This window comes from Bradyrhizobium manausense (genome assembly GCF_018130615.1).
Taxonomy (GTDB): Bacteria; Pseudomonadota; Alphaproteobacteria; order Rhizobiales; family Xanthobacteraceae; genus Bradyrhizobium; species Bradyrhizobium manausense_A.
On sequence record NZ_JAFCKB010000005.1, the window covers coordinates 22,347 to 49,319 of the forward strand.

Sequence of the window (26,973 nt, forward strand, 5' to 3'; positions counted from 1 at the left end):
ATGCGCTTCATCCACCTCCTCGTCATCGGCGCGCTGATCTTCGCGGCCGCCTATGTCTACCGGATCAAGATGGATTCCACCGCCCGCACCGAGAAGGTGCTGCGGCTGCACGCCGAGATCCGCGAGCAGCGCGACGCCATCGCGCAGCTGCGCTCCGAATGGGCCAAGCTCGATGCGCCCTTGCGGCTACAGGGCCTCGTCGAGCGGCATCTGCCGCTCAAGCCCGTCAACGGCACGCAATATGATTCACTGAAGAACCTGCCGGATCGTCCGCCGCGGATGTTCAGGCCGGGCGAGCCCGATCCGATCGGCGCCATGCTCAACACCATCGAAGCAGCGAGCGATCCTGATACCGTAACGGGCTCCGTGCCTCAGCCTGAGGACAAGCAATGAGCGCTTTGACTCCGGCCAAACCCAAGCCGACCGAACCCTGGCGGCAGCGCCTGGTCCGCAGCCTGCTCTACGGGCGCAATGTCGACCGCCAGGCGAAGGCCCGGGCGCGCGTTGGCCTGGCGATGCTGGCCTTCGGAACCATCTACGCCCTGATCGGCGGCCGGCTCGTGATGTTCGCGATCGGCGCCGACGCCCACAGCGCGCGGCGCGCCGCCTCGCAGGAAGTGGTCGCGACTGCGCGGCCCGACATCGTCGACCGCAACGGCGCGATCCTTGCGACCGACGTCAAGGCCGCCAGCATGTTCGGCGAGCCGCGCCGCATCATCGACAAGGACGAGGCGATCGAGCTTCTGACCGCGACGGTGCCCGACCTCGACGAAGCCGAGGTGCGCGAGCGCCTGAAAACGCGCAAGGGTTTCGTCTGGCTCAAGCGCGAGATCACGGCGAAGCAGCAGCAGGACATCCACAAGCTCGGCATCCCCGGCATCGGCTTCCTGCGTGAGAACAAGCGCGTCTATCCGACCGGCAACGAGGTCGCCCACCTCATCGGCCTCGTCAACATCGACAACCAGGGCATTGCCGGCATGGAGAAGTGGCTCGATAACCAGGGCCTCGCCGATCTCCATCGCGCCGGCTTTGCCATCGACCGGCTGCAGAAGCCGGTCGAGCTGTCGGTCGACCTGCGCGTCGAGCACGCGCTGCGCGACGAGCTGCTCAAGGCCAAGGAGAAGTTCCACACCAAGGCGGCCTCCGGCCTCGTCACCAACGTCAACACCGGCGAAATCATCGCGATGGTCTCGGTGCCGGATTTCGACCCGAACAATCCGAAGGAAGCCCACGATCCCGACCGCATCAACCGCCTGACCACCGGCGTCTACGAGATGGGCTCGACCTTCAAGGCCTTCACGCTCGCGATGGCGCTCGACACCGGCAAATATGGTCTCGACTCGCTGTGGGACGCGCGCGGGCCGCTGCACTACGGCAAGTTCGCGATCCATGACGACGAGCCGAAGGGCCGCTTCCTCAACATGAAAGAGGTGTTCACCTTCTCCTCCAACGTCGGCGCGGCGCGGATTGCGCTGTCGCAGGGCGTAGAGGCGCACAAGGCGTTCCTGCGCAAGATGGGACAGCTCGAGCGGCTTCGCACCGAGCTGCCGGAAAGCGCCTCGCCGATCCTGCCGCGGCGCTGGAGCGAGCTGAACACCATCACCATCGCGTTCGGCCACGGCATGGCGGTCGCGCCGCTGCAGGCGGTGATGGGCGTCAGCGCGCTCGCCAATGGCGGCCTTCTGATTCCGCCGACCTTCCTCAAGCGCTCCGAGGAGGAGGCGCGGGCGATCGCCAAGCGCGTGATCAAGCCCGAGACCTCGGACAAGATGCGCTTCCTGATGCGGCTGAACGCCGAGATCGGTACGGCGCGCAAGGCCGACGTGAAGGGCTATTATATCGGCGGCAAGACCGGCACCGCGGAAAAGGTGGTCAACGGCCGCTACGCCAAGAAGCGGGTGCTGACCGCGTTCACCGCGATCCTGCCGGCGGACAAGCCGAAATACCAGCTCCTGATCATGCTCGACGAGCCGCAGCCGCTGAAGGAAACCTACGGCTTCATCACGTCGGGCTGGAACGCCGTCCCGACCGCCGGCAACGTCATTACCCGGATCGGACCGCTTCTCGGCATCGAGCCCCGCTACGACCTGCCGCCTGCTGACCGCCTTATTCTTGCAGCATCTAGGACAACCCAGTAATCAATCGGGTAGGCCGTAGCCGCTGCTGAGTCGGGGATTTCCCTCAAGATTCGGCTTTCCGGCACGGCAACTGGAAGACCATGAAGCTGCGCGACCTCTTGGGTCAGGATGTCTTGGGCAATGATGCCGCAATCGAGCCCGCTGTCGCGGCGCTCGACGTGAGCGGCATTGCGCTCGACAGCCGTGTGGTCAAGCCGGGTGATCTCTTCTTTGCGCTCGCCGGCAGCAAGACCGACGGCGCGCGCTTCGTCGATGCGGCGGTCGCGGCCGGCGCGGTGGCTGTGGTCGGCGATCACGAGCCTGATGACTGCAAGGTGCCGTTCGTCGCTGTCGGCAATCCGCGCCGCGCGCTGGCGATGGCCGCCGCAAAGTTTTTCCCGGCACAGCCTGCAACCATCGCCGCTGTGACCGGAACCAGTGGCAAGACCTCGGTTGCCGCGTTCACGCGCCAGATCTGGGAGCGGCTGGGGCATGCCTCCGCCAGCATCGGCACCATCGGCCTCGTCTCGCCGAAGCGCACCGTCTACGGCTCGCTGACGACGCCGGATCCGATCGCGCTGCACCGGCAGCTCAATGAGATCGCGCAGGAGGGCGTGACGCATCTTGCGTTCGAGGCGTCGTCGCACGGTCTCGATCAATATCGCCTCGACGGCGTGCGCGTCTCCGCCGGCGGCTTCACCAACCTTTCGCGCGATCACATGGATTACCATCCGACCGTCGCGCATTATCTCGCTGCAAAGCTCAGGCTGTTCCGCGAGCTCGTTCCGCCCGGCGGCGCCGCGGTGATCTCCGCCGATCATGATTGCTCGGCGGAGGCGGTTGATGCTGCGAAGACGCGCGGTCTGCGCGTGATGGCGGTCGGCCGCAACGGCGATGGGTCAGGCGAGGGTATCCGTCTCGCCGAGGCGGTGGTCGAAGGCTTCTCGCAAAAGCTTGCGCTCGAGCATCGCGGCAAGAGTTATGCGGTGCGACTGCCGCTGGTCGGCGAATTCCAGATCGAGAATGCGCTGGTGTCGGCCGGTCTTGCGATAGGCACCGGCAGTGATGCAGCCAATGTGTTTGCGAGCCTCGAGCATCTCGAAGGCGCCAAGGGCCGGCTCGAGCGCGTCGGCGAGCGCAACGGCGCGCCGATCTTCGTCGACTACGCCCACAAGCCCGATGCGCTGGCGAAAGCGTTGCAGGCACTGCGCCCTTACGCGAAGCGCAGGCTGGTTGTCGTGTTCGGCGCCGGCGGCGATCGTGACGCCGGCAAGCGGCCGATCATGGGCGAGATCGCGGCGGAGAATGCCGACCGCGTCATCATCACCGACGACAATCCGCGCAGCGAGAAGCCCGAGGCCATTCGCGCCGCGATTCTCGCTACCGCGAAAGGCGCGCGCGAGATCGGCGACCGCGCAGCGGCGATCCGCGCTGCGATCGAGGAGCTCGAAGGGGGCGATGCGCTGCTCGTTGCCGGCAAGGGGCACGAGACCGGGCAGATCGTCGGCGGCGAGGTTCTGCCGTTCAGTGATCACGAGGCGGTCGCCGCCGCATTAGCATCGAGGGTCGCATGAGCGGGCCATTATGGACGGTTGCCGAGGTGGCGCGTGCGCTGGGCGCGGATGGATCATTCCCGGACACGCCGATCGACTTCGTCACCCAGGACAGCCGCCTGGTGAAGCCGGGCAGCCTGTTCGTTGCGCTATCCGGTACGCCGAGCGGTGGCTTCATCTCGGCCTTCGCCAGCGCGCGCGACGGTTGGGAGTTCGCGGACAAGGCGGAAGCCTCCGGCGCGGTTGCGATGATCGTGCCGCATCAGATCGCGGGCGTTCGCGTTCCGCAGATCGTGGTGAAGGACACGCTGATCGACGGCCTCTGGGGCCTCGCACGCGCTGCACGTGCGCGATTTCGCGGGCCAGTGATTGGGCTCACCGGCAGCGCCGGCAAGACCAGCACCAAGGAATTTCTGGCGGCCTATCCCAATGCCTATGCGAGCCCCTCCAGCTTCAACAACTTCTGGGGCGTGCCGCTGACGCTGTGCAACGCCCGGCCCGATGCCAGTCTCTGGGTCGTCGAGATGGGCATGAACCAGACTGGCGAGATCGCGCGGCTCAGCGAATTGACGCGGCCAACGGTCGCGCTGGTCGTCAATGTCCAGCCGGTGCATCTGGAAAAGCTCGGCTCGCTCGACGCGATCCGACGCGAGAAGGTGTCGATCGCGCTCGGCCTGCCCGAGGACGGCGTGCTGGTGCTGCCGGCCGGGATCAAGGCGCCCGACTGGAAGGGCAAGGTGGTGCGCTTCGGGGAGAAAGCCGAGGTGCACGAGGTCGCGCACGCCCCACATGGCGAGAGCTGGCAGATCGTGGCCGGGATCGGCAAGAAGGAGATCGCATTCAGTCTCACGCCGGGCGCACCACACCGCGTGCAGAACGCGCTCGCTGCGCTCGCTTCAATCCATGCCGCGCATCTCGATGTGGCGACGCTCGCCATCAAGCTCGACCGCGTCGGCATCATGACCGGCCGCGGCGTGGAGCAGGCGGTCGGTGGCGTCACCGTGATTGACGACAGCTTTAACGGCAATCCGGCGAGCGTGGCTGCTGCGCTGCAAAGTCTGCTGGCGCGCAACATGACCGGCGGCCGCCGCATTGCGGTGCTTGGCGACATGCTGGAACTGGGCGACGACGCACCAAGCTACCACACCGCCCTCACAACGCATCTCGACGGCATCGACGGCATCTATTGCGTCGGCCCGCTGATGCGTCACCTCTATGACGCGCTTCCCGCCGGCAAACGGCTCGGCTGGCACGACGATCCCGCGACGCTTAGAGCCAGTGAGGTTGCGGGCCTGCTGAAGGCAGGCGATGTCGTGGTTGTCAAGGGCAGCAAGAAGATGTTCTGGGTCAACAAGTTTGTGCCGGGCCTAGTGGCCGCCTTGCAGGCAAAGGCGTAAACTGCTTGGAAAGCGTCGTTCCCGAATCCCACCGTATTTGCGGTGCAAATACCGGCCGGTTTCCTGCCGTCAAGTTTCTTGGAGGTCGCCCGCCCCATGCTGAAGATACGCGAACGCGCGTGCGGCGACATCTGCGTCTGAAAAATCTCTGCGTGCGAAAGGCGCCATAGGACCGTCTGAATGTTTTACTGGCTGATCGAGCTCTCCAACACATTTCCGAGCTTCGGTGCCGTGCGCACCGTTCTGAACGTCTTCCGCTACATCACCTTCCGCACCGGCGGCGCCATCGTCACTGGCGCGCTGTTTGTGTTCCTGTTCGGGCCCTGGATCATCGATCATCTGCGCATCCGCCAGGGCAAGGGCCAGCCGATCCGCACCGACGGTCCGCAATCGCATCTGGCCAAGAAGGGCACGCCCACCATGGGCGGGCTGATGATCCTGTCCGGCCTCACGGTTGGCACCGTGCTGTGGTGCAATCCGCTCAATCCCTATGTCTGGATCGTGCTGGCGGTGACGCTCGGCTTCGGCTTCGTCGGCTTCTATGACGACTACCTCAAGGTGACCAAGCAGACCACGAGCGGGTTCGGCGGCAAGCTGCGCCTCTTGATCGAGGCGATCATCGCGCTGGTCGCCTGCTATGCGCTGGTGCGGCTGAACCGCGATCCCGCGTCGACCGCGCTGACGATTCCCTTTCTGAAGGACACCGTGCTGCATTTCGGCTGGTTCTTCGTCGTGTTCGGCGCCTTCGTCATCGTCGGCGCCGGCAATGCGGTGAACCTCACCGATGGTCTTGACGGCCTCGCCATCGTGCCGGTGATGATCGCGACCGCGAGCTTTGCGATGATCGCCTATCTCGCCGGCAACGCGGTGTTTGCTGACTATCTCCAGATCAAATATGTCGCCGGTACCGGCGAGCTCGCCGTGCTCTGCGGCGCGCTGCTCGGCGCCGGCCTCGGCTTCCTCTGGTTCAACGCGCCGCCGGCCTCGATCTTCATGGGCGACACCGGCTCGCTCGCGCTCGGCGGCATGCTCGGTGCGATCGCGGTCGCGGTGAAGCACGAGATCGTGCTTGCGGTGATCGGCGGCCTGTTCGTGCTGGAGGCGGTCTCCGTCATCGTGCAGGTGGTGTCGTTCAAGCTCACGGGCAAGCGCATCTTCCGCATGGCGCCGATCCACCACCATTTCGAGCAGCTCGGCTGGACCGAGCCGCAGATCGTGATCCGCTTCTGGATCATCTCGGTGATGTTGGCGCTCGCCGGCCTCTCCACGCTGAAGCTGCGGTGATCATGGTCGCGGTGATTCAATCTTGCTGTCATTCCGGGGCTTGCGAAGCGAGAACTATGGTGCGCGGTTGCGCACCTGAGAATCTCGAGATTCCGGGTTCGACGCTGTCGCGTCGCCCCGGAATGACCGGGGTCTAGGCATGATCCCCGTTACTTCCTTCGCCGGCAAGACGGTCGCGGTGTTCGGCCTCGGCGGTTCGGGGCTCGCCTCCTGCCACGCGCTGAAAGCGGGTGGTGCCGAGGTGATCGCCGCCGACGATAATGCGGAGAACGTCGCCAAGGCAGCACAGGCCGGTTTCATCACCGCGGACCTGCGCAACGTCTCCTGGGCGAATTTCGCAGCGCTGGTGCTCGCGCCCGGCGTGCCGCTGACGCATCCGGTGCCGCACTGGAGCGTGCTGAAGGCGCGTGAAGCCGGCGTCGAGGTGATCGGCGATATCGAGCTGTTCTGCCGCGAGCGGCGCCGTCACGCCCCGAACGCGCCGTTCGTCGCCATCACCGGCACCAATGGCAAGTCGACCACGACGGCCCTGATCGCGCATCTGACGAAAGTCGCCGGTTACGACACCCAGATGGGCGGCAATATCGGCACCGCGATCCTGTCGCTGGAGCCGCCGCGCATGGGCCGCGTCCACGTCATCGAGATGTCGTCCTACCAGATCGACCTCACGCCCTCGCTCGATCCCTCCGTCGGCATCTTGCTCAATGTCAGCGAAGACCACATCGATCGTCACGGCACGATCGAACATTACGCCGCGGTGAAGGAGCGCCTCGTTGCAGGCGTGCAGGCAGGCGGCACCTCGATCATCGGCGTCGATGACGGCTATTGCCGCGACATCGCCGACCGGCTCGATCGCGCCGGCAAGAATGTGGTGCGGATCTCCGTCAAGAATCCGCTGGCTTCCGGCATTCACGTCGAGCACGGCACCATCGTGCGCACGGCGGGCGGCGCGCGAAGCGAAGTCGCGAAGCTCGGCGGCATCGGTTCGCTGCGCGGCCAGCACAATGCGCAGAACGCAGCCTGCGCCGCCGCGGCCGCGCTCGCGATGGGCATCAGCCTGGATGTGCTGCAGAACGGCCTGCGCAGCTTTCCGGGCCTGGCGCACCGCATGGAGCAGGTCGGCCGCCGCGGCAACGTTCTGTTCGTCAACGATTCCAAGGGCACCAACGCGGACGCCACCGCGCATGCGCTGTCGTCCTTTGCCGACATCTTCTGGATCGCGGGCGGCAAGCCGAAGGCGGGCGGCATCACCAGCCTGACCTCCTTCTTCCCGCGCATCCGCAAGGCCTATCTGATCGGCGAAGCCGCGCAGGAGTTTTCCGGCACGCTTGGTTCGGTCGCGCACGAGATCAGCCAGACGCTTGATGTCGCGGTCGACCATGCCGCGCGTGACGCGGAAGCCTCGGGGCTTGCCGACGCAGTCGTGCTGCTGTCGCCGGCCTGCGCCTCCTTCGACCAGTACCGCAACTTCGAGATCCGCGGCACCAAGTTCCGCGAATTGGTGCAGGCGCTGCCGGGCGTGAAGCCGGTGGTGTGAGGATGCCGCGGCGACGCTGGATCGGACTTGTCGTCGCTCTGGCTGTGCCGGTCGGTTTCCTCTGTGTCGTCCTCTTCGATAGCGTCATGCACGAGTTCGGCGCGTGCCGCGTCGTTCGCCAGAAGTTGTTCGCCTCTCCGAGCGGCGCCAAGCTGGTCGTCGTGGTCTGGAAGACGTGCGGAACGACGGTACCTGAGAGCACGCAAGCCAGCATCATTGCGCGCGGCCGGACGTTCTCGCCCGAGAGCACGCCGACCTTTGTCAGCGTGCGCGGGCATCTCGAGGTCGTCGTCGCCTGGAGCAGCGAGCGGGCAGTCAGGATCGGCTTCATTCCGGAGCCGGACCAGATCTACAAGCGCGAGCAGCGTGCCGGGGATATCGCGATCGACTACGAATAGGGCCGCGGGCGGATCTATCGCCAAAGATATCCATTCCCTTAACCCTGCGGTAACCAACCTCGGCGACCAATGGACGGACCTCTGTCCGAAAGCGGCCGCCCATGCTCTCCCGTGAAGAACGCACCCCCTTTACCGAGTGGTGGTGGACCGTCGATAAGCCGCTGCTCGGCGCGATCCTGGTGCTGATGCTGACCGGCGTCATCCTGTCGCTGGCGGCGAGCCCGCCGGTCGCGACCCGCATCGGCCTCGATCCCTTCCACTTCTTCAGCCGCCACGTGATGTTCCTGGCGCCGTCCTTCATGGTGCTGGTCGGCGTCTCCTTCCTGTCGCCGCGCTCGATCCGGCGCAGCGCACTGATCATCTTCACCGTCAGCATCATCCTGATCGTCGTGACACTCGCCATCGGCCCCGAGGTGAAGGGCTCGCGGCGCTGGATCACGCTGCTCGGCGTCAACATCCAGGCCTCCGAAATCGCAAAGCCCTCGTTCGTCGTCATCGCGGCCTGGCTGTTCGCGGAATCGACCAAGCGGCCGGAAATGCCGGCGACGTCGATGGCGCTGGTGCTGCTGTTGATGCTGGTGTCGCTGCTGGTGATGGAGCCGGATTTCGGCCAGACCATGTTGATCCTGATGGTTTGGGGCTCGCTGTTCTTCATCGCGGGCATGCGCATGATCTGGGTGTTCGGCCTTGCGGGTCTCGGCGCGGCCGGTCTGTTCAGCGCTTACCTGTTCGTTCCGCACGTCGCGGGCCGCATCAAGCGCTTCATGAACCCGGCCTCCGGAGACACCTTCCAGGTCGATACCGCGATGGAGGCCTTCTACAACGGTGGCTGGTTCGGCTTGGGGCCTGGCGAGGGCATCGCCAAGCGCAGCCTGCCGGACAGCCACACCGACTTCGTGTTCGCGGTCGCCGCCGAAGAGTTCGGCATCATCCTGTGCCTCGCCATGCTGGCGCTGTTCGCCTTCGTCGTGATCCGCACGCTGTCGCGCGCCTATGCCAACGAGGACATGTTCTCGCGCTTTGCCGCCTCGGGCCTCGCCATCCTGTTCGGCGTGCAGGCGGCGATCAACATGTCGGTCAACCTCCAGCTCATCCCCGCCAAAGGCATGACGCTGCCGTTCATCTCTTATGGCGGTTCCTCGATCGTGTCGTTGGCTTACGGCGTTGGCATGATGCTGGCTCTGACACGGCTGCGTCCGCGCACCGAGGTCGAGGCCAGCGGCCACGCCGACGCGATGCGGAGTTACGCGTAAGCCGTCATTGCGAGGAGCTCGTGACAAAATTGCAAAGCAATTTTGCACTGGAGCGACGAAGCAATCCAGAGTGTCTCCGCGGGGGCAGTCTGGATTGCTTCGCTGCGCTCGCAATGACGAGAAAGACCTTGTAAAAGTCCCTCACCATGGACACGTCCCCCCTGATTCTTCTCGCCGCGGGCGGTACCGGCGGCCATCTGTTTCCGGCCGAGGCGCTCGGCGTCGAACTGATCCGGCGTGGTTTCCGCGTGCGCCTTGTTACGGACGAGCGCGCGCTGCGCTACAGCGGGCTGTTCAGCAAGGACATGATCGACGTCGTTGCGAGCGAGACCGCGCGCGGCCGCAATCCGCTTCAGATCGCCTATGCCGGGCTCACGCTCGCCACCGGCACGCTGTCCGCCTACGGCTTGATCAAGCGATTGAAGCCTGTTGCCGTCGTCGGCTTCGGCGGCTATCCGACATTGCCGCCGCTGATCGCTGCGAAATTCGCGGGCGTGCCCGGCATCATCCACGACGCCAATGCCGTGCTCGGCCGCGCCAATCGGTTCCTGTCGGGGCGCGTCCGCGCCATCGCGACATCGTTGCCGGGCGTGCTCGACCGCGATCCGACGCTGGCAGGCAAGACCACGACGGTCGGCACGCCGATGCGGCCGGCGGTGCTTGCCGCTGCGGCGGTGCCATATGCCGCCCCCGAAGTGAACGGCCCGCTGCGCCTTCTCGTCGTCGGCGGCAGCCAGGGCGCGCGTATCATGGCCGATATCGTGCCGGGCGCGATCGAACGGCTCGAGCCCGCATTGTGGGGCCGGCTCATCCTGACCCAGCAGGTCCGCGACGAAGACATGGGCCGCGTCCGCGCGGTCTACGGCAAGCTCAAGATCAAGGCCGAGCTGGCGCCGTTCTTCACCGATCTGCCGGCGCGGCTCGCCTCCAATCATCTGGTGGTGTCGCGCTCCGGCGCCGGCACTGTGGCCGAGCTCGCCGCGATCGGCCGGCCCTCAATCCTGGTGCCGCTGCCCGGCTCGATCGACCAGGACCAGTTCGCCAATGCCGGCGTGCTGGCCAAGGTCGACGGCGCCATCCGCATTCCTCAGCCCGAGTTCACCTCTGACCGCCTTGCTGCCGAGATCTCCGGTTTCGCCGCCGAGCCGGCGCGCCTTGCCGACATGGCCGCCGCAGCGAAGGGGGCAGGCCGGCTCGACGCCGCCGAGCGGCTGGCCGATTTGGTGGTCAAAGTCGCGGGAATCTGAGCCTAAACGGACGGATTTTCGTATTTTTGCCGTCATGGCCGGGCTTGTCCATCCAAGTCGGATTTATCCCGACTTGGTCCTTTAAAAAGAGACGGCACTCGGTATACCGAGTGGCTGTGCATCCACGTCTTGCATGAAGTAGCTTGGGATTCGTGGATGCCCGGGACAAGCCCGGGCATGACGACGGAACCATAGGACAAAGCATGAGACTGCCGCGCGAGATCGGACCCATCCACTTCGTCGGGATCGGCGGGATCGGCATGAGCGGCATCGCCGAGGTGCTGGTCAATCTCGGCTATGCCGTGCAGGGCTCGGATGCCTCCGACAATTACAATCTCGACCGTCTGCGCAAGAAGGGCGCGAAGGTGTCCGTCGGCCACAAGGCCGAGAATGTCGACGGCGCCGAGGTCGTCGTGGTCTCTACCGCGATCAAGCGCGACAATCCGGAACTGATGGCGGCGCGCGAGCGGCGCATCCCCGTGGTGCGCCGCGCCGAGATGCTGGCCGAATTGATGCGGCTGAAGAGCTGCGTCGCGATCGCCGGCACGCACGGCAAGACCACGACCACCACGATGGTCGCAACGCTGCTCGATGCTGGTGGGCTCGATCCGACCGTGATCAACGGCGGCATCATCAATGCATACGGCTCCAACGCGCGTCTCGGCGCTGGCGACTGGATGGTGGTGGAGGCCGACGAGAGCGACGGCACGTTCCTGAAGCTGCCGACGGACGTGGCGATCGTCACCAATGTCGACCCCGAGCATCTCGATCACTTCAAGACGTTCGATGCCGTGCAGGATGCGTTCCGGCATTTCGTCGAGAACCTGCCGTTCTACGGCTTTGCTGTGATGTGCATCGATCATCCTGTGGTGCAAAGCCTCGTCGGCAAGATCGAGGATCGCCGCATCGTCACCTACGGCGAGAATCCACAGGCCGACGCGCGGCTGCTTGATCTCACTCCGATGGGCGGCGGCTCGAAATTCAAGGTCGCGTTCCGCGATCGCAAGACCAGCGCCGTGCACGAGATCGCCGATCTCATGCTGCCGATGCCGGGCCGTCACAACGCCTCCAACGCGACGGCCGCGATTGCGGTCGCGCGCGAGCTCGGCGTTTCGGATGACGCAATCCGCAAGGCGATCGCCGGCTTCGGCGGCGTCAAGCGCCGCTTCACCAAGACCGGCGAGTGGAACGGCGTCACCGTGATCGACGATTATGGCCATCACCCGGTGGAGATCGCGGCGGTGCTGAAGGCCGCGCGGGAATCCACCAACGGCAAGATCATCGCCGTGGTGCAGCCGCATCGCTACACCCGCCTGCAATCGCTGTTCGAGGAATTCTGCACCTGCTTCAACGATGCCGATGCGGTGATCGTTGCCGACGTCTATGCCGCGGGCGAGACGCCGATCGATGGCGTCGACCGCGATCATTTCGTCTCCGGTCTGCGTGCGCATGGCCACCGCGAGGTGATTCCGCTGCCGGCAGCGCCGGAGCTTGCGGGCATCGTGAAGGGCGTGGCGAAGTCGGGCGATCTCGTCGTGTGTCTCGGCGCCGGCAACATCACGCAATGGGCGTATGCGCTGCCGGACCAGTTGAAGGCGCTGGGGTGAATGCTGATGTCGCATCGGCTATTCGCCGCACAGCACACTGCGCTCCCTCCCGCCGCACTCGAGGAAGCGTTATGAGCTTCCCCGATATCACCCCCTCACTCAAAGCTGCGATGCCGGAGCTGCGCGGCCGGTTGCTTGCGAACCAGTCGCTGGCCGAGCTCACCTGGTTTCGTGTCGGCGGGCCGGCGCAGGTGCTGTTCACGCCCGCGGACGAGGATGATCTCGCCTATTTCCTCGCGCATCTCGCTAGCGATATTCCCGTCCATGTCGTCGGTGTCGGCTCCAACCTCATCGTGCGCGACGGCGGCATTGCGGGCGCGGTGATCCGGCTCGCGCCGCGCGCTTTTGGTGAGGCCACTGCGAACGGTGACATCGTCACCGCGGGTGCGGCAGCGCTCGACAAGCGCGTCGCGGAGGTGGCCGCCGGCGCCAATATCGGCGGGCTCGAATTCTATTTTGGCATTCCTGGCACGATCGGCGGCGCGCTGCGCATGAACGCGGGCGCCAATGGCGGCGAGACCAAGGACGTGCTGATCGAGGCGCGCGGCGTCGGGCGCGACGGCACCAAGCACGTCTTTTCCAACGCCGACATGAAATTCGACTATCGCAACAGCGGCGTCGATCCCTCCATCATCTTCACCTCCGCGCGCTTTCGCGGCGAGATCAGGGACGCTGATGCGATCCGCGCGCGCATGGCGGAGGTGCAAAGCCATCGCGAGACCGCGCAACCGATCCGCGAAAAGACCGGTGGCTCGACCTTCAAGAATCCGCCCGGCCATTCCGCCTGGAAGCTGGTCGATGCCGCCGGCTGCCGCGGCTTGCGTGTCGGCGGCGCGCAGGTCTCGGAGATGCACTGCAATTTCCTGATCAACACGGGCGATGCCACCGCGCACGACATCGAGACGCTGGGCGAGACCGTACGCGAGCGCGTGAAGACAAATTCCGGAATTGAGCTGCACTGGGAAATCAAGCGGGTCGGGGTTTCATGATCACCGTCATTCCGGGGCGATGCGTTAGCATCGAACCCGGAATCTCGAGATTCTCAGGTGCGCAACCGCGCACCATAGTTCGCGCTTCGCGCGCCCCGGAATGACCAAGTATGAGGGTACGAATGCGCATCACCATCCTCTTCGGCGGCTCTAACCGCGAACGCCTGGTTTCGGTCGCGTCCGCCCAAGCGTTGCATCAGGCGCTGCCGGAGGCCGATCTTTGGTTTTGGGATATTGAGGACAAGGTGCATGTCGTGCAGTCGAAGCAGCTGCTCGAACATGCCCGTCCGTTCGAGGACGAGTTTATGCCGGGAACGCGCGGCATCCCGCTCGCGCAGGCGCTCGACCAGGCCAAGGCGGAAGACCGTGTGCTGGTGCTGAGCCTGCATGGCGGATGCGCCGAGAACGGCGAACTGCAGGTGATGTGTGAGGCGCGCGGCGTGGCGTTCACCGGCTCCGGCTCGGCGTCCTCGCATCTCGCCTTCGACAAGATCGCGGCCAAGCGCTTTGCTGCGCTCGGTGGCGTGACGCCGCCGGCAAACATCGCGCTCGAGAACATCGATGACGCCTTCGCCGAATACGGCAGGCTGATCGCAAAGCCCGCGCGCGATGGCTCGAGCTATGGCCTGATCTTCGTCAACGCCAAGCAGGATCTCGTCGCCGTCCGCAACGCAGCCGGGCACGAAGAATATGTGATCGAGCCCTACATCGCCGGCATCGAAGCCACCTGCGGCGTGCTGGAGCGTACCGACGGCTCGATCATTTCGCTGCCGCCGATCGAGATCATTCCGGGCGAGGGCAATTTCGACTACGCGGCGAAATATCTCTTGAAGTCGACCCAGGAGATCTGCCCCGGCCGCTTCACCCCCGAGGTCACCGCCGCCCTCAAGGCGCAGGCCATGCTGGCGCATCGCGCGATGTCCTGCACCGGCTATTCCCGCTCCGACTTCATCGTCTCGGAGAAGGGGCTGGTCTATCTCGAAACCAACACGCTGCCCGGGCTGACCAAGTCCTCGCTCTACCCCAAGGCGCTGAAAGCCGAGGGTATCGAATTCGTCGACTTCCTGCGCGACCTGATCGAGCTGGCGGTGCGGCGGGTGGGGAAATAGTTAGGACTGGTTAACGGCCGGATTGGCCAAAACGCCCGGTTTGGCGGCCAAAACCGGTAAAATGCCGGATATTGTGGCGCAACTGCCTCACTGGCCTCGGCAAAAAGCATCCCGCGTTAACGAATTTTACCTTTTGTTTACCAGGACGTCCGAAGGTTAACGCTGGCGGCGCATATGGCGTTTTGGCTGCCGGTGCGTGAGCCGTCTCGGATGTATCCGGCCGGCGAACGCTTTGAAGGGGAGCGGCTTCTTCTACCGAAGACCATCACCCGGCCCGGCAAGTCCGAGACGTCATGTTCGCCAGGACCCGCGCAGTGTCGTGGGCAAACTGTTGACGAGCTCGTGCAATGGATGGTGCAGGAAGCCTCACCCGGTCGTTTGTGAGATCGCTGAGGCCCCAAGCTGACCTGAAGGCGGCCGCTATCGGAGCGGTCGTGCTTCTGCGCGAGTGGGTACAAGACAAGCGCGCTGAGAAGCGCGCCATCGCCAAGCAGAAAATCAAGGCCAAGGCTGTCGTCGAGCGCGAGCCGCCGCCGCGTATCGTCGCGTTGGTCGAGCGCTATGCGCCGCGCCGGGTCGGGATCACCCTGACCGTGCTGCTGCTGATCGGCAGCTGCGGCCTCGGCATCGTCAAGGGCGGCCATCTCCAGGATTTCGTCACCGCAGTCAGCGATGCGCGCAACGCCATGGCCAATTCGGCCGGCTTCCGCATCACCTCGGTCGTGATCAACGGTCGCAAGCAGCTCAGCCAGGACGAGATCCTCGCGATCGGTGGCGTCAGCGGCCGCTCATCGCTGCTGTTCCTCGATGCCGACGACGTCCGCGACAAGCTCAAGGCCAATCCCTGGATCGCAGACGCGACCGTGTTGAAGCTCTATCCGGGCCAGCTCATGATCGAGATCACCGAGCGCAAGGCGTTCGCGCTGTGGCAGGAGGCCGGCCGGCTCTCCGTCATCGCCGACGACGGTGCGCTGCTCGAACCCTATGTCTCGCGCCGGTTCCTGTCGCTGCCGCTCGTGGTCGGCAAGGGCGCCGACACGCAAGCGCGCGACTTCCTGGCGCTGCTCGCGCGCTATCCGCAGGTGAATGCGGTGACCAAGGCTGCGATCTATGTCGGTGAGCGGCGCTGGAACCTGAGGCTGAAGGACGGCCTCGACATCCGCCTGCCGGAGCAGGATGTCGGTAACGCGCTCGCTGCGCTCTCCAAGCTCGACAAGGACGACCGGCTGTTCTCGAAGGACATCGTCGCGATCGACATGCGCCTGCCCGACCGTCTGGTGGTGCAGCTGTCCGACGACGCCGCCAAGGCGCGCGAGGATCTGTTCAAGGACAAGAAGAAAAAGAAGGCCGGGGACGCCGCATGACCGGTCTTGATCGCACCCAGACGCCGAAGACCCGCCCGATGCCGCACAAGCGCGGCGGCCTCGTCGCCTGCCTCGACATCGGCACCAGCAAGATCGCCTGCATGATCGCGCGGCTGAAGCCGTCGGCGCCGAGCGAAGCGCTGCGCGGCCGCACCCATGCGGTTGAACTGATCGGTTACAGCCAGATCCAGTCGCGCGGCATGAAGGCCGGCGCGGTGGTTGATCTCACTGAATGCGAGCAGGCGGTGCGCCAGGCCGTCGGGCTTGCCGAGAAAATGGCCAAGGTCCGGGTCGACTCTGTTTTGCTGTCGGTCTCCGGCGGTCGTCTCTCGGGCCAGCTGGTCGAAGCCGCGGCCGACATTCGCGGTGGCGCGGTCACGCCGGCCGACGTCAGCCGTGTCACCTCCACCGGCATGCGCCACGCCACCGGCGAGGGCCGCACCGTGCTGCATGCGCTGCCCGTCGGCTACACGCTCGACGGCGTCAAGGGCATTCGTGATCCCCGCGGCATGGTCGCACATCAGTTCGGTGTCGACATGAATGTCGTCACCTGTGACGCCACCGTGGCGCGGAACCTGATGCTGGCTGTGGAACGCTGTCACATCAACGTCGAGGCCATGGCGGCGAGCCCCTATGTGGCCGGCCTTTCGGTGCTGACCGACGACGAGGCCGATCTTGGCGCCGCCGTGGTCGAAATGGGCGCGGGCACCACCACGATCGCGGTCTATTCCGGCGGCCGCTTCGTGCACGCGGCCGGATTTGCGGTCGGCGGGCAACACATCACGATGGATCTCGCGCGCGGACTCTCGGCGACCATTGCCGATGCCGAGCGAATCAAGACGTTATACGGCACCGTCATCACCGGCGGATCGGACTCGCGTGAGCTGATGTCTGTGCCGACGGCCGGTGACGACCAGGATCTGCCGCAGATCGTTTCGCGCGCCACCATCGCCAACATCGTCAAGCATCGTGCCGAGGAAGTCTTCGAAATGGTTCGGGACAAGCTGAAGGATTCGCCCTTCGCGGCAGAGCCCAAGGGCCGCGTCGTGCTTTCGGGCGGCGCCTCGCAGCTCACCGGCCTCGTCGAGCTCGGAACGCAAATTCTCGGCCGGCCCGTGCGGGTCGGACGTCCGCTCGGTTTTGGCCGGCTGCCCAACGAGGCGAAGAACGCCGCGTTCGCGGTGCCGGCCGGACTTCTCGTCTACCCGCAATATGTTCATCACGAACATGTCGAACCGCGGCATACGCGGCAGCAGGTCAGGACAGGGACCGGCGGTTATTTCGGAAAGGTCGGACGATGGCTACGCGAGGGCTTTTGATGACCGCTTTCCGCAATTGTCGATTTTCACCAACTCCCGCGGCCGCAGGCCGGGGCGAACCCACGCGCGCGTGATCGAGAGGCAAACATGACCATCAGCATCAACGTCCCTGATATTCACGAGTTGAAGCCCCGCATCACCGTGTTCGGCGTCGGCGGCGCCGGCGGCAACGCCGTCAACAACATGATCACGGCGGGCCTCCAGGGCGTCGACTTCGTGGTCGCCAACACCGACGCGCAGGCGCTGACGATGTCGAAGGCGCAGCGCATCGTGCAGATGGGCACCGCGGTGACGCAAGGGCTCGGCGCAGGTTCGCAGCCGAACGTCGGCGCGGCCGCCGCTGAAGAAGTCATCGACGAGCTCCGCGATCATCTCTCGGGCGCCAACATGGTGTTCGTCACCGCCGGCATGGGCGGCGGCACCGGCACCGGTGCAGCTCCCGTCATCGCCAAGACCGCACGCGACATGGGCATCCTCACCGTCGGCGTCGTGACCAAGCCGTTCCACTTCGAGGGCGGCCGCCGCATGCGCACCGCTGAAGCCGGCATTGCCGAGCTGCACAAGGTGGTCGATACGCTGCTGATCATCCCGAACCAGAACCTGTTCCGGGTTGCCAACGAGAAGACCACCTTCGCCGACGCCTTCGCGATGGCTGACCAGGTGCTTTACTCGGGCGTGGCTTGCATCACCGACCTGATGGTCAAGGAAGGCCTGATCAACCTCGACTTCGCCGACGTCCGCGCCGTCATGCGCGAGATGGGCAAGGCGATGATGGGCACTGGCGAAGCCTCCGGCGACAAGCGCGCGCTGACCGCCGCTGAAGCCGCGATCGCCAATCCGCTGATCGATGACAGCTCGATGAAGGGTGCCAAGGGCCTGCTGATCTCGATCACCGGCGGCAAGGACCTCACTTTGTTCGAGGTCGACGAAGCCGCGACCCGCATCCGCGAGGAAGTCGACCAGGATGCCAACATCATCGTTGGCGCCACCTTCGACGAAGCGCTCGACGGCCTGATCCGCGTCTCGGTCGTTGCGACCGGCATCGAGAAGGATGCAATCGCCCGCAACAGCCAGGCCACCTCCGCTCCGGTCGCGAATGTCGCGCCGCAGCAGCTGCAGCAGGCTCCCGCAGTTCCGGCCGCCGCTGCCGAGAGCCGTCTTGCCGACCTGACCGCACGTCTCCGCGCCGACAACCAGCGCCTGGCCGAGCGCGCCCAGAAGCTGGAATCGCAGATCCCGGCCGCCGCGCCGGTCGCAGCCGCGCCCGTCGCGCCGCGTCCGAATGTCGAACGTGCGGCGCTGGCCGCCATCGCCGCTGCTGTTGCGGAAGTGCCGCAGGCGCCCGCCCCGCAGACCTATGGTGACGTCACCGTGCGCCCGATCGCGCAGAAGCCCACGCTGTTTCCGGAGCCCGAGCAGGCCCCCGTCGCCATGCATGAGCCGATGACGCCGGACACCTTCATCCCGCCGCAGGCCGAGCGGGCCCCGGCGCGCGCGCCGCGGATGCCGCGCCTCGAGGAGCTGCCGATGCCGGCCCAGGCCGAGCTTCGCCAGGCCCGTGGCGAGGTGGAAGAGGAGACCCCGCAGAAGACCCGTCTGTCCCTGCTGCAGCGCCTTGCCAATGTCGGCCTCGGCCGTCGTGACGAGGAGACCGAGGCTCCGATCGCTGCCCGCACCGCCGGTCCCGCCATGCCGGCGCTGCCCGAGCGCAAGCCGCAGCGGACGGTGCAGCAGCAGATCGCTGCCAGCGAGCCGGTATCCGAATATGCCCGCCGGCCCGCGCCGCAGGGTCTCGACGCTCATGGCCGCCCCGCACCTGTTGCGCCGGCGCCACAGGGAGACGACCATCTTGATATCCCGGCCTTCCTGCGGCGGCAGGCGACCTGAGAATTGTTACAATAAGGCAGACGAAAAAAGGTCCCGGCGGGAAGCTTGCCGGGACCTTTCCTTTTGTCCCGTGCATATCCGGATTGCGCATTCAAGCAACTGATTTTAAATCATTAATTACCTGTTCGGTGCTTCAGTAAAGCTGACGGTAACGACCCAAAACCTCGGCGCAATTTGGTTAAGCCTTGGCGCGAATACGGCGGGTTTGGGGTAACAATCGGTAAAAAAGCGTGAGTTGGCGCTGTTTGGGGCAGTGACTATGGTTCGACGTGACTTGGGGATACGGAGATTCGGACGGTCGATCTCGATCGATCAATCGGGTCTCGTATAAGTCGCAGTGGGTCGTAGTGGGGCGGTTCCTAATGAAATTTAGCCGGCAAACAACGCTTCGCGCGCAAGCCACCGTGGTTGGCGTCGGCGTTCATTCCGGCCTTCCCGTCACCCTTACGCTCGGACCTGCACCTGTCGATGCGGGTTTTATTTTTGTCCGTACCGGCCTTGAGGGAAGTGACCGCGAGATCCAGGCAACCGCCGAGCAGGTGGTTGCGACCGATTTCGCCACCGTCCTCGGCGATCGCAGCGGTCCGCTGGTGTCCACCGCGGAGCATGTGCTGGCTGCGCTGCGCGGCATGGGTGTCGACAACGCCACCATCGAGATCGACGGTCCCGAAGTACCGATCATGGACGGTAGCGCCGCAGCCTTCGTCGCGGCGATCGACCAGGCTGGCGTCGTCAGCCAGCCGGCGCAGCGCCGGTTCATCCAGGTTTTGAAGCCGATCTCGGTCAAGATGGGTGACTCCTTCGGCGAGATCCGTCCGTACGCCAATGGCTTCCGCGCCGAGGTCGAGATCGACTTCACCAATCCCGTCATCGGCCAGCAGAGCTACGCTTTCGACGTCAGCCCGGAACGCTTCCGCCGCGACGTCGGCCGCGCCCGGACCTTCGGCCTGATGGGTGATGTTGCCCGGCTCTGGAGCGCGGGCTATGCGCTCGGCGCCTCCTTCGAAAATACAGTCGTGTTCGACGACGAGCGGCTGCTCAACACCGAGGGCCTGCGCTACGCCGACGAATGCGCCCGCCACAAGGTGCTGGACGTGATTGGCGATCTCGCGCTGGCTGGCCTGCCGCTGCTCGCCGCTTATCGCTCGGTGCGGGGCGGCCACAAGCTCAATCACGCCGTCCTGACCGCGCTGCTGGCCGATCGTACCGCCTGGCGGGTGGTCGAAGGCGAGGCGGCCCGCCGCACCACGCGTAACGTGGTTGAGGTCGGCAGCGGTATCGTTGGCGGCCGGATCGCCGCGGCCTACGGGCCGGACGTGTCCTGATCGCCTGCTGCGGCACGCGGCCAAAGCGGCGCTTTCTCCGGGAAACTCCTGGTAACCATGATCGACTAGGATTGCGGCGCTTTCGCCTTAATCCGGGCGGAATGCCTGCCTATCCGATGGGTTAACAATCGTTTTCGGTTACACCGGCGTGGTCGCGCGGCAGGCGCCACGGTCACATTTCGCGCCCGTGACGGGGATCATGGGCTGGCGGGCACCGCATCACAGGGCGTCAGGTCATAAATTCATGTCGGCACAGCGTATGACGCGCGGATATCTCTTGGTTTCACCGCGAGCCCGGGGGCTGCTTCAGGCCGCGACCCTCTTTGTGCTCGCGTTGCCGCTGGCCGGCTGCGGCACCGGCTCGCTGTGGGACAAGTTCACCAACAAGGACGATACATTCGTCGAGGAGCCTGCCGACAAGATCTACAATGAGGGCTTGTACCTCATGAACGAAAAGAAGGACATGAAGGCGGCGAACAAGAAGTTCGAAGAGGTCGACCGCCAGCATCCTTATTCCGACTGGGCGCGCAAATCGCTGCTGATGTCGGCCTACGCGTCCTACCAGGGTGGCGACTATGACAGCTGCATCGGCGCTGCCACCCGCTACGTCACCCTGCATCCCGGCAGCCCGGACGCTGCTTACGCGCAATATTTGATCGCGGCCTCGCACTACGACCAGATCCCGGATATCAGCCGCGACCAGGGCCGGACCGAGAAGGCGATCGCCTCGCTGGAAGAGGTGGTACGCAAATATCCGACGTCCGAATATGCGACCTCCGCCAAGGCCAAGATCGAGGGTGCGCGCGACCAGCTCGCCGGCAAGGAAATGAATGTCGGCCGCTACTACATGCAGAAGCGTGACTACACGGCCGCGATCAACCGCTACAAGGCCGTGGTGACCCAGTATCAGACCACGCGCCACGTCGAGGAGGCGCTCTACCGTCTCACCGAGGCCTATATGTCGATCGGCATCGTCGGCGAGGCCCAGACCGCCGCCGCCGTGCTCGGGCATAATTTTCCCGACAGCCGGTGGTACAAGGACGCCTATAATCTTGTAAAATCCGGCGGTCTCGAGCCGAGCGAGAATCAGGGGTCCTGGATCAGCCGGACCTTCAAGAAGATAGGCCTATAGGTCTCGGCTAGGAAATCTGGTTCCATGCTGGCGCGTCTGTCGATCCGTGACATCGTCCTGATCGAACGGCTCGATATCGAATTCGCCACCGGACTTGCGGTTTTGACCGGCGAGACTGGTGCGGGCAAATCCATCCTGCTCGATGCCTTTGCACTGGCGCTTGGCGGCCGCGGCGACGCCGGCCTCGTGCGCCACGGCGCGGAGCAGGGGCAGGTCACCGCCGTCTTCGATATCCCGAAGAATCACCCCGCGACGAAAATTCTGGCCGAGAACGGGCTCGACGACACCGGCGAGATGATTCTCCGCCGTGTGCAGCTCGCCGACGGCCGCACCCGCGCCTTCATCAACGACCAGGCGATCAGCGTGCAGACGTTGAAGGCCGTCGGCGCCGCCCTGGTGGAGATCCACGGCCAGCATGACGAGCGCGCGCTGGTCGATGCCACCACCCATCGCCGCCTGCTCGATGCCTTTGCCGGCCTCGAGAAGGACGTCGCGGCCGTCGAAACCCTCTGGGATGCGCGCCGTAGCGCCAATAGCGAGCTGGAAGAGCATCGCGCCGGCATGGAGCGCGCCGCGCGGGAGGCCGACTATCTGCGCCACGCGTCCGGCGAGCTGAAGCAGCTCGCGCCCAAGGACGGCGAGGAGACCTCGCTGGCCCAACGCCGCACCACCATGATGCAGGGCGAGAAGATCGCCTCCGACCTGCGCGAGGCCCAGGAGGTCGTCGGCGGCCATAATTCGCCGGTTGCGGCCCTGTCGGCCGCCGTGCGCCGGCTGGAACGCCGCGGCGTCAACTCGCCGGCGCTGGTCGAGCCCGCGGTGAAGGCGATCGACATCGCCATCAACGCGCTGGAGGAGGCCGACCAGCATCTCCAGGCGGCGCTCGCCGCAACCGATTTCGACCCGGCCGAGCTCGAACGCATCGAGGAGCGGTTGTTCGCATTGCGCGCCGCCTCGCGCAAATATTCGACGCCGGTCGACGGCCTGGCCGCGCTTGCCGCCAAATACGCCGCCGATGTCGTGCTGATCGATGCCGGTGCCTCGCGCTTGAAGAAGCTGGAGCAGGCCGCGATCGAGGCAGATAGCCGCTATGCGGCGGCCGCGAAAAAGCTCTCCGCCTCGCGGCAGAAATCGGCCGAAAAACTCAACAAGGCCGTCAACGCCGAGCTCGCGCCGCTCAAGCTCGAACGCGCCAAATTCATGACCCAGGTCGCGACCGACGAAGCCGCGCCGGGCCCGCAAGGCTTCGATCGCGTCGAGTTCTGGGTGCAGACCAACCCGGGCACCAAGGCGGGGGCGATGATGAAGGTCGCCTCGGGCGGCGAGCTCTCACGTTTCCTCCTGGCGCTCAAGGTGGTGCTGTCCGACCGCGGCTCGGCGCCGACGCTGGTGTTCGACGAAATCGACACCGGTGTAGGCGGCGCGGTGGCGGACGCCATCGGCGCGCGGCTGGCGCGGCTCGCCGGCAAGGTGCAGGTGATGGCGGTGACGCATGCCCCCCAGGTCGCCGCGCGCGCTGACCAGCATCTCCTGATCTCCAAGGACGCCCTGGACAAGGGCAAGCGCGTCGCCACCCGCGTCAATGCGCTCGCCGCCGACCACCGCCGCGAAGAGATCGCCCGCATGCTCGCCGGCGCCGAGATCACCGCCGAGGCGAGGGCGGCTGCGGAGCGACTGCTCAAGGCGGCGACGGCGTAGTTGTGTATCCCGGACGTGGCGCGTTGCGCTGCATCCGGGGAACAAAGAGACTAACCCGCCTTTACCCTCCCGCCCGCTCCGTCGTATCCAAGCACCATGGCCAGAGCAGCAAAATCCAGAACGCTTCGTGACGTTGCCGATCTCACCAAGGCGCAGGCCAAGGTCGAGCACATGCGGCTCGCGCTCGAACTCGAAGAGCATGACAGGCGCTACTATCAAGAGGATGCGCCCACCGTTACAGACGCCGAGTACGACGCGCAGCGCCAGCGCTTCAATGCAATTGAAAAGCGCTTCCCGGAATTCGTCAGCGGAGATTCGCCGTCGCAGAAGGTCGGCGCGGCGCCATCCGGGCGCTTCAGGAAGGTGCGGCACTCCGTTCCGATGCTGTCGCTCGACAACGCCTTTGCCGACGAGGACGTGCGCGACTTCGTCGGCCGGATCGTGCGCTTCCTGAAGCTCGACGACGACAGGGTCAGTTTCTCCGCCGAACCGAAGATCGACGGCCTGTCGATGTCGCTGCGCTACGAGGGCGGCGAACTCGTCACCGCGGCGACGCGCGGCGATGGGGCGGAAGGCGAAGACGTCACCGCCAATATCCGCACCCTCGAAGACGTACCGCAGAAGCTGAAGGGGCGCGACGTCCCCGACATCTGCGAGGTACGCGGCGAGGTCTATATGACCAAGAAGGCCTTTCTTGCGCTCAACGAGCGCCAGAAGGCCGCCGGCGACACCATCTTCGCCAATCCGCGCAATTCGGCTGCGGGCTCGCTCCGGCAGAAGGACCCGACCATCACCGCCTCGCGTCCGCTGGGCTTCTTCGCCTATGCCTGGGGCGAGATGAGTGCGATGCCGGAAGCGACGCAGAGCGGCATGATCCGTTGGTTCGAGCGCTGCGGCTTCAAGACCAATCCGTTGACCAAGCTGTGCCACTCTGTCGAGGAGTTGATCGCGTTCCATCAGAGCATCGAGGAGGAGCGCGCCGAGCTGGACTACGATATCGATGGCGTCGTCTACAAGGTCGACCGCATCGACTGGCAGGAGCGTCTCGGCTTCGTCTCGCGCACGCCGCGCTGGGGCATCGCCCACAAATTCCCGGCGGAGCGCGCCATGACGGTGCTGCGCGATATCGAGATCCAGGTCGGCCGCACCGGCTCGTTCACGCCGGTCGGCAAGCTCGAGCCGGTCGGCGTCGGCGGCGTGATCGTGCAGAACGTGACGCTGCACAACGAGGACTACATCAAAGGCATCGGCAACAAGGGCGAGGTTCTGCGCGAGGGCCGTGACATCAGGATCGGCGACACCGTCGTGATCCAGCGCGCCGGCGACGTGATTCCGCAGGTCGTTGACGTCGTCCTCGACAAGCGGCCGAAGAGTGCCAAGGAATATCACTTCCCGAAGAAGTGCCCGTGCCCGCTGCACACCGACGTCGTGCGCGGGGAGACGGCGGCCGGCGAAGAGGAATCCCGTGCCCGTTGCTCGGGCGAGTTCGCCTGCCCCTATCAGAAGATCGAGCACTTAAAACTGTTCGTGTCGCGGCGCGCCTTCGACATCGACGGTCTCGGCGAGAAGCAGCTGCAGTATTTCTTCGATGAGGGATGGGTCAAGGAGCCCGCCGACATCTTCACGCTCGAGAAGCGCAACGTCAAGCTCAAGCTCGAAGAGATCGAGGGCTACGGCGCGACCTCGGTGCGCAATCTGTTCGGCGCGATCGAGAGCCGGCGCAGAATCGCGCTGGAGCGCTTCGTCTATGCGCTCGGCATGCGCCATGTCGGCGAGACCACGGCGCTGGCGCTCGCGCGCGGCTATGGATCCTGGGAGGCCTTCCACGACGCCTGCCTCAAGGTCGCCAAGGGCGACGAGGAGGCGATGGCGGAGATGGACGCGCTCGACCAGATCGGCGACACCGTGATCAAGAGCATCGCCGATTATTTCGGCGAGAGCCACAATCGCGGCATCGTCGAGCGGCTGACGAAAGAGATCGAGATCGTCGACGCTGAGAAGCCGAAGGGCAATTCGGCGGTTGCCGGCAAGACCGTGGTGTTCACGGGCTCGCTGGAGAAGATGACGCGCGACGAAGCCAAGGCCACCGCCGAGCGACTCGGCGCCAAGGTCTCGGGCTCGGTGTCGAAGAAGACCGACCTCGTCGTCGCCGGCCCCGGTGCAGGCTCGAAGCTCGCCGACGCCAACAAGCACGGCGTCAAGGTGCTGACCGAGGACGAGTGGCTGACGCTGATCGGGGAGTGAAGTCGGTGCCGTCGTTCCGGGGCGATGCGAAGCATCGAACCCGGAAGTTTGAGATTCCGGGTTCGCCTCTTTAAGGCGCCCCCGAATGACGAAGAAAAAGTCTCACATCATCCCCGTCTCTTCCTCTTCCGCCTGTTCGATCAATTCCTCGCTCACCACTATCTCCCGGCGGGGGACGATGAAGAGCATTGTCGAGGCGCAGAGCAGCGAGATGGCGAGCACGGCGGAGGTCAGCGGCAGCGTCGTTGCGGAGTGGCCACCGAGATAGGCGCCGAATTGCGACAAAAGCGCGCCGATGCCCTGCTGCAGGAAGCCCATCGCGCCCGACGCGGTGCCCGCGGCTTCGGGGCGAATGCTGATGGCGCCGGCGGCGGAATTCGCCATCACGAAGGCATTGCCGACCATCACGATCATCTGCGTGCCGAACAGCCAGGCGGGCGCTTCGTTCCAGCCGGTCAAACTCCATAGCAGGTTCAACAGGCTGCCGCAGAGTTGCAGGCCGAGGCCGAACCAGATCAGCTTTTCCAGCGAGTGGCGTGGCGCAAAGCGCACGCAGAGCAGGTTGCCGACCAGATAAGCAAATCCGGTCGTGGCGAACCACGCGCCGTATTCGGCGCTGCTGCGGCCCATCTGCGTCACGACGATGTAGGGACCGCCGCCGGCGAAGGTGAAGATGATCTGCGATGCCAGCACCTGGCACATCACATAGCCGATGAAGGCACGGCTCTTGATGAGAGTGCCGACGTCGCTGCGAAAGCCGCCGCTGCCGACCGCGCGATCGCGCCGCGTCTCGGGCAGCGCCAACGCGATGCCGACAGCAACGGCGATCGCGCCGATCGTGACGGCGTAGAAGATCGCGCGCCAGCCGAACGCGGTCTCGATCAGGCCGCCGGTGAGCGGCGAGACCATCTGGCCGATCATCAGGGCGGCGACCACGAGGCTGATCATGGAGGCGACGCGGTCGCGCTCATAGATGTCGCGGATGATGGCGCGGCTGATCACCATGCCGGACGCGCCGCCGAGCGCCTGGAAGAAGCGCGCCGCGATCAGCTGCGGCAGGGTCTCGGCAAAGATGCAGGCGACGCTCGCCGCGACCATCAGCGCGAGGCCGCCAAGCAGCACCGGGCGCCGGCCGAACTTGTCCGACAGCGGCCCCATGATCAGCTGCGACAGCGCGATGCCGACCATGTAGAGCGACACCGTCATCTGCGCGATCGAGATGTCGCGTCCGAACGTCGTCGCCAGCACGGGCAGCGCCGGAACCAGGATGTAAAGCGAGATCGGCGCGATCCCGGTCATGACGACCAGCAGCAGCAACACCACGCGCGAGGTCGCGATGTTCTTCATTGCCGCGTCCGGCGGCCTGCTGATCATGCCGTGCATAAGTGTCCGTCTTTCGAAGTCGAATCGACTGTAGCGTGCTCACACAAGACGGACATCGGCGTTTCGGAATGCGGCTATACCGATTCCGGGACTGTCATAATAACAGTGTGCAGGAGGCCGTTATTTTACG

Annotated in this window: 20 protein-coding genes; 19 read left to right on the top strand and 1 reads right to left on the bottom strand. The window is 65.3% G+C overall.

What is annotated here, in order from left to right:
- The 19 genes from ftsL (at nucleotide 1) to ligA (ending at nucleotide 25,460) form a co-directional block, all read left to right on the top strand.
- On the top strand, nucleotides 1–393 hold the full coding sequence (ftsL, locus tag JQ587_RS11415; RefSeq protein WP_212425362.1) for a cell division protein FtsL: 393 nt from the start codon (nucleotides 1–3) through the stop codon (nucleotides 391–393).
- On the top strand, nucleotides 390–2,138 hold the full coding sequence (locus tag JQ587_RS11420; RefSeq protein ID WP_212298913.1) for a peptidoglycan D,D-transpeptidase FtsI family protein: 1,749 nt from the start codon (nucleotides 390–392) through the stop codon (nucleotides 2,136–2,138). The genes ftsL and JQ587_RS11420 overlap by 4 nt, the downstream gene beginning before the upstream one ends.
- Before the next feature lie 80 nt (nucleotides 2,139–2,218).
- Nucleotides 2,219–3,691, top strand: a complete 1,473-nt coding sequence (locus tag JQ587_RS11425; protein ID WP_212425363.1) for a UDP-N-acetylmuramoyl-L-alanyl-D-glutamate--2,6-diaminopimelate ligase — start codon at nucleotides 2,219–2,221, stop codon at nucleotides 3,689–3,691.
- The gene (locus tag JQ587_RS11430) at nucleotides 3,688–5,067 is read left to right on the top strand and encodes a UDP-N-acetylmuramoyl-tripeptide--D-alanyl-D-alanine ligase (protein WP_212298911.1); all 1,380 of its coding nucleotides are present in this window, start codon (nucleotides 3,688–3,690) and stop codon (nucleotides 5,065–5,067) included. The genes JQ587_RS11425 and JQ587_RS11430 overlap by 4 nt, the downstream gene beginning before the upstream one ends.
- 180 nt (nucleotides 5,068–5,247) lie before the next feature.
- A complete protein-coding gene (gene mraY / locus JQ587_RS11435) occupies nucleotides 5,248–6,351 on the top strand; it encodes a phospho-N-acetylmuramoyl-pentapeptide-transferase (RefSeq protein WP_212425364.1) in 1,104 nt (367 codons plus the stop codon).
- Nucleotides 6,352–6,490: 139 nt separating this feature from the next.
- Complete coding sequence (gene murD / locus JQ587_RS11440; RefSeq protein ID WP_212425365.1) at nucleotides 6,491–7,888, top strand: UDP-N-acetylmuramoyl-L-alanine--D-glutamate ligase; 1,398 nt, start codon at nucleotides 6,491–6,493, stop codon at nucleotides 7,886–7,888.
- Nucleotides 7,889–7,890: 2 nt separating this feature from the next.
- Nucleotides 7,891–8,286 (top strand): hypothetical protein, encoded by a 396-nt coding sequence (locus JQ587_RS11445; protein WP_212425366.1) that lies wholly within the window; start codon nucleotides 7,891–7,893, stop codon nucleotides 8,284–8,286.
- Between the two features lie 101 nt (nucleotides 8,287–8,387).
- Nucleotides 8,388–9,539 carry a putative lipid II flippase FtsW gene (gene ftsW / locus JQ587_RS11450; RefSeq protein ID WP_212298907.1) on the top strand — a complete coding sequence of 384 codons (1,152 nt, stop codon included), beginning with the start codon at nucleotides 8,388–8,390 and terminating at the stop codon, nucleotides 9,537–9,539.
- A 146-nt stretch (nucleotides 9,540–9,685) separates the two neighbouring features.
- Nucleotides 9,686–10,786 carry a UDP-N-acetylglucosamine--N-acetylmuramyl-(pentapeptide) pyrophosphoryl-undecaprenol N-acetylglucosamine transferase gene (locus tag JQ587_RS11455; RefSeq protein ID WP_212425367.1) on the top strand — a complete coding sequence of 367 codons (1,101 nt, stop codon included), beginning with the start codon at nucleotides 9,686–9,688 and terminating at the stop codon, nucleotides 10,784–10,786.
- 203 nt (nucleotides 10,787–10,989) lie between these two features.
- On the top strand, nucleotides 10,990–12,393 hold the full coding sequence (gene murC, locus JQ587_RS11460; RefSeq protein ID WP_212425368.1) for a UDP-N-acetylmuramate--L-alanine ligase: 1,404 nt from the start codon (nucleotides 10,990–10,992) through the stop codon (nucleotides 12,391–12,393).
- A gap of 71 nt (nucleotides 12,394–12,464) precedes the next feature.
- Nucleotides 12,465–13,382, top strand: a complete 918-nt coding sequence (gene murB, locus JQ587_RS11465; protein ID WP_212425369.1) for a UDP-N-acetylmuramate dehydrogenase — start codon at nucleotides 12,465–12,467, stop codon at nucleotides 13,380–13,382.
- 122 nt (nucleotides 13,383–13,504) lie between these two features.
- Entirely contained in the window at nucleotides 13,505–14,491 is a 987-nt protein-coding gene (locus tag JQ587_RS11470) for a D-alanine--D-alanine ligase family protein (RefSeq protein WP_212298903.1), read from the top strand.
- A 347-nt stretch (nucleotides 14,492–14,838) separates the two neighbouring features.
- Nucleotides 14,839–15,855 (top strand): cell division protein FtsQ/DivIB, encoded by a 1,017-nt coding sequence (locus tag JQ587_RS11475; protein WP_212298902.1) that lies wholly within the window; start codon nucleotides 14,839–14,841, stop codon nucleotides 15,853–15,855.
- Complete coding sequence (ftsA, locus tag JQ587_RS11480; RefSeq protein ID WP_212298901.1) at nucleotides 15,852–17,174, top strand: cell division protein FtsA; 1,323 nt, start codon at nucleotides 15,852–15,854, stop codon at nucleotides 17,172–17,174. Before JQ587_RS11475 ends, ftsA begins: the two co-directional genes overlap by 4 nt.
- Before the next feature lie 87 nt (nucleotides 17,175–17,261).
- Entirely contained in the window at nucleotides 17,262–19,061 is a 1,800-nt protein-coding gene (ftsZ, locus tag JQ587_RS11485; protein WP_212298900.1) for a cell division protein FtsZ, read from the top strand.
- A gap of 362 nt (nucleotides 19,062–19,423) precedes the next feature.
- On the top strand, nucleotides 19,424–20,386 hold the full coding sequence (gene lpxC, locus JQ587_RS11490) for a UDP-3-O-acyl-N-acetylglucosamine deacetylase (RefSeq protein WP_212298899.1): 963 nt from the start codon (nucleotides 19,424–19,426) through the stop codon (nucleotides 20,384–20,386).
- Nucleotides 20,387–20,630: 244 nt separating this feature from the next.
- The gene (locus tag JQ587_RS11495; protein WP_212298898.1) at nucleotides 20,631–21,518 is read left to right on the top strand and encodes an outer membrane protein assembly factor BamD; all 888 of its coding nucleotides are present in this window, start codon (nucleotides 20,631–20,633) and stop codon (nucleotides 21,516–21,518) included.
- A gap of 24 nt (nucleotides 21,519–21,542) precedes the next feature.
- Complete coding sequence (recN, locus tag JQ587_RS11500; RefSeq protein ID WP_212425370.1) at nucleotides 21,543–23,216, top strand: DNA repair protein RecN; 1,674 nt, start codon at nucleotides 21,543–21,545, stop codon at nucleotides 23,214–23,216.
- 96 nt (nucleotides 23,217–23,312) lie between these two features.
- Nucleotides 23,313–25,460: an NAD-dependent DNA ligase LigA gene (ligA, locus tag JQ587_RS11505; protein ID WP_212425371.1), complete on the top strand. Its 2,148-nt coding sequence runs from the start codon at nucleotides 23,313–23,315 to the stop codon at nucleotides 25,458–25,460.
- 102 nt (nucleotides 25,461–25,562) lie between these two features.
- Here the strand turns inward: ligA and JQ587_RS11510 are convergent, their stop codons facing one another.
- A complete protein-coding gene (locus JQ587_RS11510) occupies nucleotides 25,563–26,843 on the bottom strand; it encodes a multidrug effflux MFS transporter (protein WP_212298895.1) in 1,281 nt (426 codons plus the stop codon).
- Nucleotides 26,844–26,973 lie beyond the last annotated feature (130 nt).